Annotated in this window: 10 protein-coding genes; 2 read left to right on the top strand and 8 right to left on the bottom strand. The window is 74.0% G+C overall.

The genetic code is table 11. The annotated features are described in order from the left end of the window. Positions 1-23: 23 nt before the first annotated feature. From hypF to ACFY2Z_RS09010, 6 genes are all read right to left on the bottom strand, one after another. Entirely contained in the window at positions 24-2,423 is a 2,400-nt protein-coding gene (gene hypF, locus ACFY2Z_RS09035; RefSeq protein WP_390743500.1) for a carbamoyltransferase HypF, read from the bottom strand. Continuing rightward, positions 2,420-3,241 (bottom strand): hydrogenase nickel incorporation protein HypB, encoded by an 822-nt coding sequence (hypB, locus tag ACFY2Z_RS09030; protein ID WP_390743499.1) that lies wholly within the window; start codon positions 3,239-3,241, stop codon positions 2,420-2,422. Before hypB ends, hypF begins: the two co-directional genes overlap by 4 nt. A gap of 3 nt (positions 3,242-3,244) precedes the next feature. Further along, positions 3,245-3,640: a hydrogenase maturation nickel metallochaperone HypA gene (locus tag ACFY2Z_RS09025; RefSeq protein ID WP_390743498.1), complete on the bottom strand. Its 396-nt coding sequence runs from the start codon at positions 3,638-3,640 to the stop codon at positions 3,245-3,247. Positions 3,641-3,806: 166 nt separating this feature from the next. Then, the gene (locus ACFY2Z_RS09020) at positions 3,807-4,379 is read right to left on the bottom strand and encodes a hydrogenase maturation protease (RefSeq protein ID WP_390743497.1); all 573 of its coding nucleotides are present in this window, start codon (positions 4,377-4,379) and stop codon (positions 3,807-3,809) included. Then, positions 4,376-5,683 carry a hypothetical protein gene (locus ACFY2Z_RS09015; protein WP_390743496.1) on the bottom strand — a complete coding sequence of 436 codons (1,308 nt, stop codon included), beginning with the start codon at positions 5,681-5,683 and terminating at the stop codon, positions 4,376-4,378. The genes ACFY2Z_RS09020 and ACFY2Z_RS09015 overlap by 4 nt, the downstream gene beginning before the upstream one ends. A gap of 100 nt (positions 5,684-5,783) precedes the next feature. Continuing rightward, entirely contained in the window at positions 5,784-7,472 is a 1,689-nt protein-coding gene (locus tag ACFY2Z_RS09010; protein ID WP_390743539.1) for an enoyl-CoA hydratase-related protein, read from the bottom strand. A 286-nt stretch (positions 7,473-7,758) separates the two neighbouring features. Here ACFY2Z_RS09010 and ACFY2Z_RS09005 point away from each other — a divergent pair, with 286 nt between their 5' ends. Both ACFY2Z_RS09005 and ACFY2Z_RS09000 read left to right on the top strand, forming a co-directional pair. After that, positions 7,759-10,581: a SpoIIE family protein phosphatase gene (locus ACFY2Z_RS09005; RefSeq protein ID WP_390743495.1), complete on the top strand. Its 2,823-nt coding sequence runs from the start codon at positions 7,759-7,761 to the stop codon at positions 10,579-10,581. A gap of 134 nt (positions 10,582-10,715) precedes the next feature. Next, on the top strand, positions 10,716-11,564 hold the full coding sequence (locus ACFY2Z_RS09000) for a chitosanase (protein ID WP_390743494.1): 849 nt from the start codon (positions 10,716-10,718) through the stop codon (positions 11,562-11,564). A 10-nt stretch (positions 11,565-11,574) separates the two neighbouring features. Here ACFY2Z_RS09000 and ACFY2Z_RS08995 read toward each other — a convergent pair whose 3' ends face one another. Both ACFY2Z_RS08995 and ACFY2Z_RS08990 read right to left on the bottom strand, forming a co-directional pair. Next, positions 11,575-13,467: a DUF2264 domain-containing protein gene (locus tag ACFY2Z_RS08995; RefSeq protein ID WP_390743493.1), complete on the bottom strand. Its 1,893-nt coding sequence runs from the start codon at positions 13,465-13,467 to the stop codon at positions 11,575-11,577. Further along, complete coding sequence (locus ACFY2Z_RS08990) at positions 13,464-14,510, bottom strand: hydroxyacid dehydrogenase (protein WP_390743492.1); 1,047 nt, start codon at positions 14,508-14,510, stop codon at positions 13,464-13,466. Before ACFY2Z_RS08990 ends, ACFY2Z_RS08995 begins: the two co-directional genes overlap by 4 nt. Positions 14,511-14,579: the final 69 nt, after the last annotated feature.

Raw genomic sequence — 14,579 nt, 5'->3', positions numbered from 1 at the left:
CCCGGCGCTGCCGGGACGGTCGGTCAGTCGGGGACCCTGGTCCGCTCCCCCGTGCGGGCGGCCACCACGAGCTGGCCGAGGGCCAGACCGCCGTCGCCCGGGGGCACCAGGTGGTGGCGCAGCACGGTGAAACCGTCCGTGCTCAGGTCCCGCGCGCAGGCCGAGGAGAGCAGGGAGTTGAGGAACACACCGCCCGTGAGGGCGACCGTGTCCACTCCGTGCCGCTCCCGTGCCCGTACGCACATGGCACGGACAAGGGCGGCGACGGCCCGGTGGAAGCGGGCCGCGATCAGCTCCGCGGGCACTCCCGCGCGCAGGTCGTCGACGATCGCCGCGATCACCGGCGCCGGATCCGCCCGGACCGGGCCGCCGTCAGGCTCCGGGGGCCCCGTGGCGAAGGCGTAGGTGGCCGTGTCCCCGGCGGGGGCCCGCAGCGCGGCGGCCTCCAGTTCCACGGCGGCCTGGGCCTCGTACCGCGATCGGTGACGGACCCCCGCGAGGGACGACACGGCGTCGAAGAGCCGGCCCATGCTGGAGGTGGGGACGCAGCTCAGGTTCCGCTCCAACTGCCGCTCCAGCACGCGGCGTTCGTCCGGCGGGCAGACGTCCGCGCAGGGCAGTCCGGCCGACCAGTCGATGCCCGCGCGGCGCAGGTGCGCGAGGGCCATGCGGTACGGCCGGTGCACCGCGGCGTCGCCCCCGGGCAGCGGTGCGTACGCCAGATGCCCGAACCGCAGGAACCCGTCGTAGTCGGCGAGCAGGAACTCCCCGCCCCACACCGCCCCGTCGTCGCCGTAGCCGGTCCCGTCGAAGGCGACGCCGAGCACCGGCCTGCCGCCGTCGAGCCCGTGCTCGGCCATCGCGCCGGCGACATGGGCGTGATGGTGCTGGACCCGGACGACGGGGCGGCCCGCCGCATTGCGCAGGGCCCAGCCGGCGCTGCGGTAGGCGGGATGCCGGTCGGCGGCCAGCAGCCGCGGCCGCACCGGGGTGATCGACTCCAGCTGATCCACGGCGTGTTCGAAGGCCTCCTGGGTGGCGAGGTCGTCCATGTCGCCGATGTGGGCGGACAGCCACGCCAGCCGACCCGCGCCGAGGCAGAGCGTGTTCTTGAGGTCTCCGCCGACGGCGAGGGCGGGACGCACCTCGACCGGAAGGGGCAGCGGCAGCGGCGCGTATCCCCGGGCCCGGCGTACGAGCAGTGGCTGTCCGTCGCACACGCGCACCACGGAGTCGTCGCACGGCACATGGATCGGCCGGTCGTGGGTGAGCCAGGCGTCGGCGAGATGGGCCAGCCGCTCCAGCGCCTCCGCGTCGTCGGTCACGATGGGTTCGCCGGAGACATTGCCGCTGGTCATGACGAGCAGCCGGGGTCCCTCGGGGTCGCCGGGCAGCCCGAACAGCAGATGGTGCACGGGGGTGTACGGCAGCATGACGCCGAGGTCGGGGCTGCCCGGCGCGACGCCCTCGGCCGGGCGGGCGGCTCCGGGCGCGGTGGGGCCGTCGGTACGGCGGCGCAGCAGCACGATGGGCCGGGTGGCGCCGGTGAGCAGGGAGCGCTCCTCGGGAGCGAGCCGGACGAGGGGCTCGATGTCCTCGATGCTCGCGGCCATGACCGCGAACGGCTTGTCCCCCCGGGCCTTGCGGTACCGCAACCGGTCGACGGCCGCGGAATCGGTGGCGTCGCAGGCCAGGTGGTAGCCGCCCAGGCCCTTGACCGCCAGGACGGCGCCGCGCGCCAGGAGCCGCCGGGCCGCGGCGATCGGGTCCCCCTGCGGTCCCGGGCCCGGCGGGCCGCCCGCGTCCGCGCGGCCGGGGAGCAGCCGCAGCCGCGGCCCGCAGGCCGGGCAGGCGATGGGCTGGGCGTGGAAACGGCGGTCGCCCGGATCGGAGTACTCGCGGGCGCAGTCGGCGCACATCGGGAACCCGGCCATGGTGGTCTGGTCCCGGTCGTAGGGCAGGCCGGTGACGATGGTGAACCGTGGGCCGCAGTGGGTGCAGGTGATGAAGGGGTGGCGGTGGCGCCGGTCGCCGGGGTCGGCGAGTTCGCCGAGGCACGCGGCGCAGGTCGCCGTGTCAGCCGGGATCAGCGCCCGCGCGGGGCCGTCCGTCCGGGAGGCGCGGATGGCGAAGGCGGTGTCACCGGCGACGGGCACCTCCTGGTGCTGGACGCGGTCCACCCGGGCCAGCGGGGGCGCGTCCTCGGCGATGCGGTCGCAGAACCGGGCGACGGCTTCCGGTTCGCCCTCGATCTCCACGACCACGCCCTCGGGGGTGTTGGTCACATACCCGGACAGGTTCAGCGCGGTGGCGCGGGCATGGACGTAGGGCCGGAAGCCGACACCCTGCACCACACCTTGGACGGTGACCCTTCGGCGCAGCCCTGTGCGAACCGCGGCGGTCGTGGGGGGCGAACCGGTCACGAGCGGGGCTGTGCCATGGCGGCGGGGCCGTTCGTGTGGTCCTGGGCTCCGTCGCCGGTCCCGTCGTGCGCGTGGCCGGCGTGCGCAGCCGTGTGGTCGCTGTCGGCGTGGTCGTGGGTGTGCCGGTGCGGCCCACGGGCCATCACGGGCGTGTGGACGGGGGCGCCGGCCGCGGCCGCCAGGGCGCGGTCGAGCAGAAGACCGACCCCCACGTCACGGCGGGCCGAGGTCAGCAGCACCTCCACCCCCGGATTGACCCGCTCCACGTTCACGCGGAACGTCTCCTCGTCGAAGCCGACCGCCTCGGCGATGTCCGTCTTGGTGACCACGACCAGATGGGCGAGTCCGAAAGCGGTGGGGTACTTGAGCGGCTTGTCCTCGCCCTCGGTCACGGAGGCGAGCACCACCCGCAGCGTCTCCCCCAGGTCGTAGGAGGCCGGACAGACGAGATTGCCGACGTTCTCCACGAACAGCAGCCGTACCGGGTCGGGCAGCCACCCCTTCAGATGACCGGCGAGCATCCCGGCCTCCAGGTGGCACAGACCGTCGGTGAGGACCTGCTTGACCGGGACTCCCGAACGCGCGAGCCGTGCCGCGTCGTTCTCGGTCGCGAGGTCGGCCGTGAGCGCCGCGACCGGCACCGCGCGGTCCCGGGCCTCGACGAGTTCGCGTTCCAGGAGGGCGGTCTTGCCGCTGCCGGGGCTGGAGAGCAGGTTGACGACGGTGGTGCCACGGGCCGTGAGTTCGGCGCGCAGGGTGTCCGCGGCCCGGTCGTTCTTGGCGAGTACGGCCTGGTGCAGGTCGACCACACGGCACATGGTTCAGCACTCCTCAAAGATCGGTTCGCGGGTGGGTTCGGGCGGGCGGCCGTCCTCCCACCGCACACCGACGATCTGCAGTTCACGGCCGGACAGCAGGTCGGTGGTGCCCGCATCACAGCGCGGGCAGCTCAGCAGCGGGGGCATGCCGACGGCCCATTCGTGCGCGCACGGTGCGCAGCGGGCGCGTCCGGGCACGAAGTCGGTGACCAGTTCGGCACCTTCGAGCACGGTCCCGGCGCAGGCCAGTTCGAAGCAGAAGGACAGGGCGTCGGGGACGACACCGGCCAGTTCGCCCACCTGGAGTCGGACCTCGTGCACCGCCGTGACGTCACCGGCCCGCTCGGCCGCCTCTTCCACCTGGCCGATCACCGCCAGCGCGATGGACATCTCGTGCATGGGTCTCCGTCCCGGCGGGAGGGCGGGAAGCGGCCCCGTGGGACGGGGCGTGCGCGGCCCGCCGACTCCATTAGAGGTGAGGCACCGTCGGCTCGGTGCCCGGCACGCCGGGGCCGCCGGGCGGGTCCGCCGTTCGCCGCAACGGCTGGGGGCGGGACACCTCCGCTCAGCGTGCGGTGTCGTCCACGAGGGTCTCGGGCGCGGCGGCCTCGTCCGCCCGGGCCTGGGCCGCGGGAGCGCTCGTCGCCTCTGGCCGCAGCAGCTGTTCGATCATCCGGACGGCCCGGGGTACGGCGTCCGACACCGCCGGGCTGAGGCCGATGCGCTCCTCCACACAGGCGGGCTCGCACCCCACCACCACCGTGCGCCGTGGCGGCTGCCCGCCCGTGCCGGCGCTGAGCGTGGCGAGCACGGCGAGGACGGCGTCGGGGGTCATCCGGTGGCCGTCCATCGGCGCGCTCGGGGCACCGTCCGCCGCGGCCTCGTGCTCGATCACATACAGCGTGCCGGGATCCCCGCCGCGCGCCGTGGCGTCCACCAGCACCAGCATGTCGTAGCCGTCGAGGACCTGGTAGGCGAGATGCACTCCGCGCACCCCGATGTCCAGGACCTCGACATGCGCGGGCAGCCGACGGCCGCTCAGCGCGCGGACGGTCTCCACGCCGAAGCCGTCGTCCCCGAGGAAGACGTTCCCGATGCCGGCCACCAGAACCTTGCCGTTGTCGCCACCCGCGGTCATGTCTCGTCCTCCACGGGGGTCACCTCGTCGGTCCGGAAGTAGAGAAAGCTCCCCTGCGCCCGCCGGATGTCGGCGCCCGGGTCGCCCGCCACCGTCACCGCGAGATGCACCGAGCCGTCCACGTCGTGCAGCACGGACTCGACAGTCGCGGTACGGCCGCGCAGGAACAGATCCTGTGCGTCGGTGCGCCGCAGTCCGGGGCGGAGTCGCACCCGGCTCCCGGCTCGCACCGGGCGGCCGTCCACGACGACCTCGCCGGGGGCCGGGTCGACGTCCGCCTCGACCGCCGGGGCGCGCCGGGTCTCCGGCTGCACGACCCCGTACTCGTCGGGGAATCCTTCGGCGGACGCCGCCCCCGTCACCGCGCGCACGGTGCTCGGGGTGAGGGCCCCGTCGGCGGCCACGGGCGCGTACGACGAGCCGGGGCCGTCGGGGTGTGCCGCCGGGACGGCCGGATGGTCCCCGAGGATGACCGGCGAGGACAGCATCACGTCCGCACGGCCGGGTTCGCCGGCGAGGACGGGCCAGGTGTGCAGATTGCGGCAGGAAGTGATGGCGTCCTTCGCCCATTCGGGGGGTTCCGTCATCGACAGGAAGGACCCGGCGCTCAGTCCCAGCAGAAGATGGGTGGCCATCAGGGAGCGGGGCAGCGCCGAGCCCCGGTCGGCGGCCTCGCCGTCCGCGGGGGTCCAGGGGCTGGTGTTCTCGACGACGGCGGTGAGCCGCATGACCCGGAAGGGACCGTCGAGCCGGCGTGCTGACAGCCGCAGGGTGCCGTGGATCTCCTCGTACCGCCGTACCAGGCGGCCCACGGCCCGGCCGTCCGCGTCGAGGGCCGGCTCGCTCGCCTCCTCCGCCGGGCGGGCGAAGGCGAGCGTGACCCCGTCGCCCTCGACGAGTTCGGCCGGAGTCACGACCGCTTCGACGCGCTCCACGGTTCCCTCGTCCAGGGGAGCGAGGACGCGCTCCCCCAGCCGGAGTTCGGCAACCGTGGTGAACGTGCCGTCGGCCCGGGCCTGCTGGACCGTACGTCGCCGGGCGCGCAGGAACCGCAGCTCGACCGCCAAGGTGGCGTCCGCGCCGGGTTCCATCAGGCACTCGGTGTGCTGGAAGTCGTACTCCTCCTCGCGGTCGGCACCCCAGGCGGGCGGCACCAGTACCCCGAACTGCCGGCGCAGCCGGTGCTCGGCGGCGGACCCGCGGTACGGGTGGAGCGCACAGCCCTCGAAGAGGACGGTGTCGGCCACCCGCCGGGCGAGGGCGAAGCGTGCCTCCGTCTCCGGGGCGAACACGGTCACGCTCACAGGGCGGTCCTTTCGGGCGTGGGCGGGCCGCGAAACGCGGCACGGGGACGGCGGTCCCCGGTGAGCGACGATCCCCTGCGGACCGTCGGGCGTCTCGCCATCAGTCGGGCCGCCGTCGCACGGCGACGGTGAGATGCGGGGGCGTGCACGACGGTGTCTCCTTGCGGACGAACGCGCGCCGCAGCGCGTGGTAGGCCGCGCCCGGATCATGGAAGGTCCGGTACATCCTGGCCAGCTCCCGTTCCCGGAAGGCGGCGGGCGGCTCCTTGCTCTGCCGGAACTCCAGTTCCGCCTTCTTCGCCGCGATCCGGGACCGTGTTCCCGGCAGTGCCGCCAGCCTGGCGGCCAGCCGGCCGGTCTCCGCCGCGAAGTCCTGCGGCCCGCACTCGACCACCCGGTCGACGAGTCCGAGGCCCCGGGCCCGGGCGGCGCTCATCGGCAGGGCCTCGTCCACAAGCCGCTCGGCCACCGTGGCACCGACGCGACGGGGCAGGGTGTAGGTCCAGTACTCGGAGCCGTACAGGCCCATCAGCCGGTAGTGCGGATTGAGGACGCAGCCGGCCCGGCACCAGACCTCGTCGGCCGCGAGGGCGAGCATCACGCCGCCCGCCGCGGCGTTGCCGCCGAGCGCGGCGACGACCAGCCGGTCCGTGGTCGTCAGGACCGCCTCGACCAGGTCGTCGATGGCGTTGATGTTCGCCCAGGACTCGGCCGCGGGGTCGGCGGCGGCCTCGATGACGCCCAGATGGATGCCGTTGGAGAAGAAGTCCCGTTGACCGCCCAGCACCAGCACCGAGGTGGGGCGCGCACACGCGTCCCGGTAGGCGGCGAGCAGCCGCCGGCACTGGGTGGTGCTCATCGCGCCACCGGGGAAGGCGAAGGAGAGGAAGCCGGCGCCGCCCTCCTCGCGGTAACGGATGTCGGTCCAGTCGGGCCGTGCGGCGTCCGGGGCCACGGCTAGCTCGGGCAGCGGCGGCAGCCGGTCGCCGAGGGCCTGTACTGCGGGGAGCTTGATCGGGCGGGGCTGTCCCGGCACGCGCCGCCGGCGCAGTTCGGGAATCCACACGGCGCCGTCCGCGGTCGCCCGGCAGATCGCTCCGGCCCTGGTGGCGAGCAGTTCCCCGGGGGTTCCGTGCAGTCCCTCCGCGGGGTGGCCGCCGTGCAGGTACCACTCCTCGCCGAGCAGCACGTCGAGCACGCCGGGCTGGGAGTCGGCGGCGCGCAGCTTGCGGACGACGACCGGTGTCGGGTCCGCGGCCCAGTCGATCCGGCGGACGCTCTGGTCGAGGTACGGGCGGCTTCGCGCGACGCTCTGGGCGAGGGGGGTGTAGGTCCCGGAGGCGAAGCGCTCCACGGCCAGCAGAACGGCCGCGAGGGCCGTGTCGGCGATCTCGCCCCGGTACAGGTCGCTCTTGGACACCGGCGGCACGGGGCACGCCACGGACGCCCACACGGCACCCGAGTCCATCTCCTCCTCCGCCTGAAGAACCGTCACGCCCCATCGTGTGGCACCCTCTGTGATCGCCCAGTCCAGGGACGAGGGCCCGCGGTCTCCGAGGGGACCCGGATGGACGATGAGGCACGGGTACGCGCTCCACACCTCCCGGGGGATGGCCGTCTTCAGCATCGGTGCCAGCACGAGGTGCGGCGCGTGCCGCCGTACGGTGTCCGCCAGGGGGACGCCCGGCAGGGCGAGTTCCACCGCCACCGTGTGGCCCCGGTCGCGCAGCTCGGCGTGAACGCGCTGGGTGAGGCTGCTGAACGCGGTGGCCACGAGCAGGATGTGCACGGCGGACTCCCGGCGGACGGTGCGGGCGGGGTTGCCCGGCCGACTGCGATGGTCGGGCACGGCCGTTCCAGGCGTCAGCAGACTGGCTAGGAAGTCACTCGAAAGTGGGCGTGGCGCCGCCACTCGGCGGTGAGAGCGGCCGTCCCTCCCAGCGCGACGGATCAGGCGAGCGGGCCCGGCGGCAGGGCGCGGTCCCGCGGTCCGGGTCGCCTCGCGCACCGGGGAACGCACGGTCACCGCGGGTGATCTCTCGCCTCCCGCCGCCGGGGAGTGTAGACATGGCAGCATGGTCCGACTTCTGGGTCGAACCGGTCTCCGGTCGTCCCGTCGTCCGAGCGGTCCGCGTCGCCCGGACGCGCAGAGCCGCGCCGACCTGGTGTCCGCATCGGACGCCAGGGGGACCGCGCACCTGCCGCAGTCACCGTCCCCGCCGCCCTCTGAGGAGGAGCGGGAGACGGATCGGCGGCGCCCGGGGGCCCTCGCGGCACTGCGCTCGGCGCTGACCGGGCGCAGTGTCGCCGGACAGGTGTTCCTGCTGCACGTGATCATCGTGCTGCTGCTGGTCCTGACCGCGGTGGCGGCGCTGCTCCTTCAGGTGCGGCACGACACCACCCAGGAGGCCCGCAACCGTTCCCTAGCCGTCGCCGAGGCGTTCGCGAACGCCCCGGGCACCCGTGAGGCGCTGAGCAGTCCCGACCCGTCGGCGGTGCTGCAGCCGGCCGCCGAGGCCGCCCGTACCACGTCGAAGGTCGACTTCATCGTCGTCATGAACAACCAGGGGGTCCGTTACACCCATCCGGTGCGGGAGCGCATCGGCCGGCAGTTCGTCGGAAACCTCGAACCCGCGCTGGCCGGGACGCCCGTGATCGAGGAGATCAACGGCACCCTCGGCCGGCTGGTGCAGGCGATCGTCCCGGTCAAGGCGATGGACGGCAGGGTGGTGGGCCTGGTGTCGGCCGGTGTCACGACGGAACACGCGGGCGGAGCCGCGGCCCGCCAGCTGCCGCTGGTGCTGGCCGCCGCGGCCTCCGGCCTGGCCCTGGCCACAGCGGGCACGGCGCTGGTCAGCCGGCGGTTGCTGCGCCAGACGCACGGCCTCGGGCCGCGCGAGATGACCCGGATGTACGAACACCACGACGCGGTGCTGCACTCGGTCCGCGAAGGCGTGATCATCCTCAACGGCGACGGCGAACTCCTGCTCAGCAACGACGAGGCGCGGCGGCTGCTCGATCTGCCGGACGACGCCGAGCGACGGCATGTGACCGACCTCGGCCTGCCCTCCGACACCGCCGCGCTGCTGGCCTCCGGGCGCACCGCCACCGACGAGGTACGGCTGGTCCGGGGCCGGCTGCTGGCCATCAACCAGCGGCCCACGGACCGGGGAGGGGGCCCGCCCGGGAGCGTGGCCACCCTCCGTGACTCGACGGAGCTGCGTGCTCTGTCCGGCAGGGCGGAGGTGGCGCGCGAGCGCCTCACGCTGCTGTACGACGCCGGGGGCGCCGTAGGGACGAGCCTGAGCGTGCGGCGCACCGCCGAGGAGCTGGCGGAGCTGGCCGTCCCCCGGTTCGCCGACTTCGTCACCGTCGATCTGTACGAAGCCGTGCTGGAGGGCGAGGAGCCGGAGGCGGGGTCGGATCTGTGCCGCACCGCGTCCACCGGGATCGGCGAGAGCGCCCCCCTGTACCCGCTCGGGCACCGGATCCAGTTCGTGGCGTCCTCTCCGCAGGCCCGCAGCCTGCACAGCGGCAGGGCCGTCCTGGAGGCCCGGCTGGGCGACGCCCCGGGCTGGCTCGCGCAGGACATCGAGCGCACCACGGCTGTCGTGGCCTACGGGATCCACTCGCTGATCACCGCTCCCGTGCGGGCGGGGTCGCTGATCCTGGGCCTCGTCAACTTCTGGCGTTCCGAGAAGCCGGAGCCCTACGACATGGAGGACGTGGCGCTCGCCGAGGAGCTGGTGGCCCGTGCCGCGGTCGCCATCGACAACGCGCGCCGGTACACGCGCGAACACAGCATGGCGGAGACGCTGCAGCGCAGTCTGCTGCCGCAGCGGCTGCCCGAGCAGGGCGCCCTGGACATCGCCTACCGCTACCTTCCGGCGCAGGCCGGGGTGGGCGGCGACTGGTTCGACGTGCTGCCGCTGTCCGGCGCCCGGGTCGCGTTGGTGGTGGGCGACGTGGTGGGCCACGGCCTGCACGCGGCGGCCACCATGGGACGGCTGCGCACGGCGGTCCACAACTTCTCGGCCCTGGACCTGCCGCCGGACGAACTTCTCGGTCTGCTGGACGAACTGGTGGCCCGCATCGACCAGAACGAGATGGCCGAGGAAACGAGCGCCCCCGTCACGGGCGCGACATGTCTGTATGCGATCTACGACCCGGCCTCCCGGCGCTGCACCATCGCCCGGGCGGGCCATCCGCCGCCGGCCCTGATCCGGCCCGACGGCGAGGTCGGCTTCCCCGACGTGCCGGCCGGTCCGCCGCTCGGGCTCGGCGGGCTGCCGTTCGAGACGGCCGATCTGGAGCTTCCTGAGGGCAGCCGGCTCGTGCTCTACACGGACGGGCTCGTCGAGGACCGCGAGCGGGACATCGACGACGGACTGGAGCTGCTGCGCGCCTGGCTGGCGGATGCGGGACCGTCACCCGAGGACACCTGCCGGGCCGTCCTGGACGCCCGGCCGCCGTCCCGCTCCAGTGACGACATCGCGCTGATCGTCGCGCGCACCCGCGCCCTCGTGCCCGACCAGATCGCCGAATGGGACGTGCCGATGGATCCGGCGGCCGTCGGAGAGGTGCGGGCCTCGGTGACGCGGCGGCTGGCGGAGTGGGGGCTCGACGAGCTGAACTTCACGACGGAGCTGATCCTGAGCGAGCTCGTCACCAACGCGATCCGCTACGGCAGCCCGCCGCTCCATGTGCGGGTGGTGCGCGAACACAGCCTGATCTGCGAGGTCTTCGACGGCAGCAGCACCTCTCCCCATCTGCGCTACGCGGGCATGACGGACGAGGGCGGACGCGGCCTGTTCCTCGTGGCGCAGCTGGCCGAGCGCTGGGGGACCCGCTACACGCCGACGGGCAAGGTCATCTGGGCCGAGCAGCCGCTGCCCTGAGCCGGGCCCGGCCCCGGGGGGACTTGTTCGACTCTACGAACCTCTCGCATGACGGGTACCCATCACCCCTCGCTTCTGATAGGAAACCTTCCTATCAGTGCAACCACCCCCAGCCCCCCACCCTTGGAGTCCCCGTGGTGCATCGCTCCCCCGACGCGTCAGGCCCGACGCACACGTCCCGGCGCACCGTGCTCGCCCTCATCGGCGCGTCCCTGGCCGCCGCGCCGCTCCTGAACTCCCCCTACGCCTCGGCGGCACCCACGGCCGCCAGGGCCGTGGGGCTCGACGACCCGGCGAAGAAGGAGATCGCCATGAAGCTGGTCTCCAGCGCGGAGAACTCCTCCCTCGACTGGAAGGCCCAGTACAAGTACATCGAGGACATCGGTGACGGTCGCGGCTACACCGCCGGCATCATCGGCTTCTGCTCAGGCACCGGCGACATGCTCGACCTGGTCCAGCTCTACACCGACCGCAAGCCCGGCAACGTCCTCGCCAAGTACCTGCCCGCCCTGCGCGCGGTGAACGGCAGCGACTCGCACCAGGGGCTGGACCCGAACTTCCCCAAGGACTGGCGCAAGGCCGCGCAGGACACGGCGTTCCAGCAGGCGCAGAACGACGAGCGCGACCGGGTGTACTTCAACCCCGCCGTGCAGCAGGGCAAGACCGACGGGCTCGGGGTGCTCGGGCAGTTCACGTACTACGACGCCATCGTCATGCACGGCGACGGGGACGACCCGACGAGCTTCCGCAACATCCGCAAGCGCGCGCTGCGCTCGGCGAAGCCGCCGGCGCAGGGCGGCAACGAGGTGACGTACCTCAACGCCTTCCTCGACGCGCGGGTGTGGGCCATGAAGCAGGAGGAGGCCCACAGCGACACCAGCCGGGTCGACACCGAGCAGCGGGTCTTCCTGCGCAAGGGCAATCTGAACCTCGACCCGCCGCTCGACTGGAAGGTCTACGGGGACAGCTACCACATCGGCTGACCCCGGACCGCTACCGCAGCAGGGTCACGGTCAGCGGCCGGAACTCCACCCGCGAGCGTGCGCCGTCCACGGCCCAGGTCACCTCGACGCCGTCGTCGTCGGCCACCACGGCGGCGACGGCGTCCGCCGGGGGCGCGGGCCGGGGCTCGGCCGTGAGCACGGCCAGGCACAGATGCACCGAGGTGCCCCCGGCCCGCCCGCGCAGCCGGGGCACCCGGGCCCAGCGGGTGTAGGCCGTGCCCTGGGGCGCGGGCACCGGTTCCGGGCCCTCGTCCCAGCCGTGGAGCCCGTGCAGCACCGACACCAGGGGCTCCTCCGGCCCGGTGGCCCAGCCCGTTTGGGTGACGCGGGCCCCGTCCGGGGCACCGACCACACGATGGACCCGCAGTTCGCAGCGCCCCCGGACCACCGTCACGCTCTCCACCCGCAGGCCCGGCACCATCGGCGGTCCGGCGGCGAAGACGGGCCGGTGCCAGGACGCCGCCCACCCCCAGCCGTCCCCGTGCCCGGCGCCCAGGGGCTGGATACGGCACCGTACGCTGCCCCGGCCGTCCACCTCGACGGACAGATGGTTGTCCGCGATGTTCCCCGGAGCCGTGGGCCCGGTGCGGGTCGAGTAGGCCTGGCGCCCGTAGTGGGGATCGTCCTCGGCCGCCGACTCGCCCTCGTGGGGACGTACATGGTCGCTGCCGTGGTTGTGCAGCCGTACGATCCCGTCGGCGCCCGTCGACTGCACGAGCAGCCCGGGTGCCGGCAGGGCGAGCACCCGGTCGGACCCCTCTGCGGGCGCGGGCTCCTCCCGGGCCGTCCACAGCGGATGGTCCTCGGGCGCCAGCAGGGACACGAACGCCTTCGAGGCCCAGTACGGGGACGCCGGACCCGAGTAGCTCTGGAGGGTGGCGTCGTGGGGGCCGTACCAGCCGAGGGCGAACAGCCCGTCGTCGGTCAGTGCGCCGCGGTCCAGGAAGTGGCGCAGACCGCCGTTGACCAGGCGCCGGGAGGTGCCGGGGGGCAGCGGGGTGTGGCCGGTCAGGGCGCCCAGGCCGACGGCCGCCGTGGCCGCGAACCGGTAGGTCAGCGAGCGCCCGAAGTGCAGCGGCGCGCCGTCCGCGCCGAACATCAGCGAGAAACCCTCCAGATGCTCCCGCAGCCGGGCTCCGTGGTCGGTGGCGGGTTTCCCGTCCCCGGCGAGGTGAGCGTCCAGCACCGGATACAGATGCAGGGCCCAGCCGTTGTAGTGGTCGAAGGCGCGCCCGTCGCCGTCCGCGTACCAGCCGTCGCCGCGGTACCAGCCCTCCAGCAGGTCCAGCGCGCGCCGCCGGGCCGCCGCCGTCTCCGCGTCGCCGCGGCCCACCGACTCCAGGAATCCGGCGACCGTGAAGGGGAAGAGATACCAGTTGTTCGGCGCGGGCGTGTGGCGCAGCGCCCCGCGCAGCCACTCCTCCGCCCGGTCCTGGACGCCCGCGTCGAGGTTCTTCCACAGCCAGGGAGCGGTCAGTCGCAGTCCCAGGGCGACCGACGCGGACTCCACCATCGGCTGACCCTGCACATCGTGGTCCAGGACCAGCGGCCAGGACTCGGCGTCGTCCCGGCCGGGCGTACGGGTACCGGCGGCGAGCCCCGCCGCGTACCGCTCCAGCCAGCCGTGCGGGTCGCTTCCGCCGGCGCCCGCCACCCGGAAGGCGGCGGCGAGGAACGTACGGGCGTAGCCCTCCAGCCCGTCGGACCGCACCCCGGAGCGCGAGGGCCGTCCGGGCAGGTCGAGCAGAGCCCGGCCCGGTGTGCTCCAGCGCCAGGCGGCGGCCAGCAGTCCGTCCGCCACGGCCTCCCAGTGGGCCCTGGTGTATCCCGTGTACGGGCTCGACTCCCAATCCTCCGGAGGCAGTTCGAAGGGGATGCTCACGCCTGGAACGCCAGCCTCTCGCGTCGTACGGGGTGCAGGAACCCGGCACCGGACGCCCAGCGCGCGGTCTCGGCGAGGGCGAGGTCGGCCAGCCGCCGCCACTCGTTGCCCTCGGAGCCGGCCAGGTGCGGGGTGATGAGGACGTTGTCACAGTCCCACAACGGGTGCCCGGGAGGCAGCACTTCGGGATCGGTCACATCGAGCACGGCCCGGACGCGCCCGGCCAGGGCTGCGTCGGTCAGCGCGTCCTGGTCGACGACCGCTCCGCGCGCGGTGTTGATCAGTACGGCCCCCGGGCGCAGTGCGTCGATCTGCCGCCGGCCGACCAGACGGCGGGTCGCGGGCAGCAGCGGCGTATGCACGCTGACGGTGTCGGCCCGCGCGAACAGCTCGTCCAACTCGACCTGCTCGACACCCAGTTCGGCCGCGCCCGGGCCGGTGACGTACGGGTCGTACAGCAGCACGTCGAGGTCGTGCGGGCGCAGCAGCTCGATGACCCGGCGGCCGGTGCGCGACGCGGACAGGATGCCCACGGTGCGACGGTGGTTGCCGACGGTACGGGGGGTGCGCAGCGAGTCGTCGCGGCTGCGGGTGGCGCGGTAGTCGCGGGCGCGTTCCAGGACGTCCTTGCCGGTGAGCAGGATCATCGCGAGGGTGTACTCGGCGACCGGGAGGGCGTTGACGGAGGCCGCGGAGGACACCTCGATGCCGCGTTCCCAGCAGGACTCGGTGATGTGCCCGCGGACGCTGCCCGCGGTGTGCACGACCGCGCGCAGCCGGGGCGCCGCCCCGAGCACGTCCCGGTCGAGCGGAGGGCAGCCCCAGCCGGTGACCAGCAGGTCGACATCGGCGAGGACGGCCCGGGCCCGCGGTGTGGTGAGGTCGTCGAGGACGGGCGGCGGGGCGAGGTCGCAGATCGCGGCGAGGGCGTCGAGGGTCTCGGCGTCGAGGACGGCCGCGGCGGCCTCCCGCGACATGGCGAGGGCGGCACGGGGGCGGAAGCCGGGGCCCGGCACGGCGGCGGTCAACGGGGAGTCGGTCATCTCGGGGCGGGAACTCCTCACGGGTGCGGCGAACCGGGCTGCTTGCCGGCAACGGCGGTCAGCCCACTG

Source organism: Streptomyces sp. NPDC001222 (assembly GCF_042896945.1).
GTDB classification, from domain to species: Bacteria; Actinomycetota; Actinomycetes; order Streptomycetales; family Streptomycetaceae; genus Streptomyces; species Streptomyces gibsoniae.
This window is presented reverse-complemented; position numbering and strand designations above follow the sequence as displayed.

Bases quoted from the DNA above. Each gene is read 5' to 3' on its own strand.
- hypB (WP_390743499.1), bottom strand. From the start codon at position 3,241: ATGTGCCGTGTGGTCGACCTGCACCAGGCCGTACTCGCCAAGAACGAC.
- ACFY2Z_RS09025 (WP_390743498.1), bottom strand. From the start codon at position 3,640: ATGCACGAGATGTCCATCGCGCTGGCGGTGATCGGCCAGGTGGAAGAG.
- ACFY2Z_RS09020 (WP_390743497.1), bottom strand. From the start codon at position 4,379: ATGACCGCGGGTGGCGACAACGGCAAGGTTCTGGTGGCCGGCATCGGG.
- ACFY2Z_RS09005 (WP_390743495.1), top strand. From the start codon at position 7,759: ATGGTCCGACTTCTGGGTCGAACCGGTCTCCGGTCGTCCCGTCGTCCG.
- ACFY2Z_RS08990 (WP_390743492.1), bottom strand. From the start codon at position 14,510: ATGACCGACTCCCCGTTGACCGCCGCCGTGCCGGGCCCCGGCTTCCGC.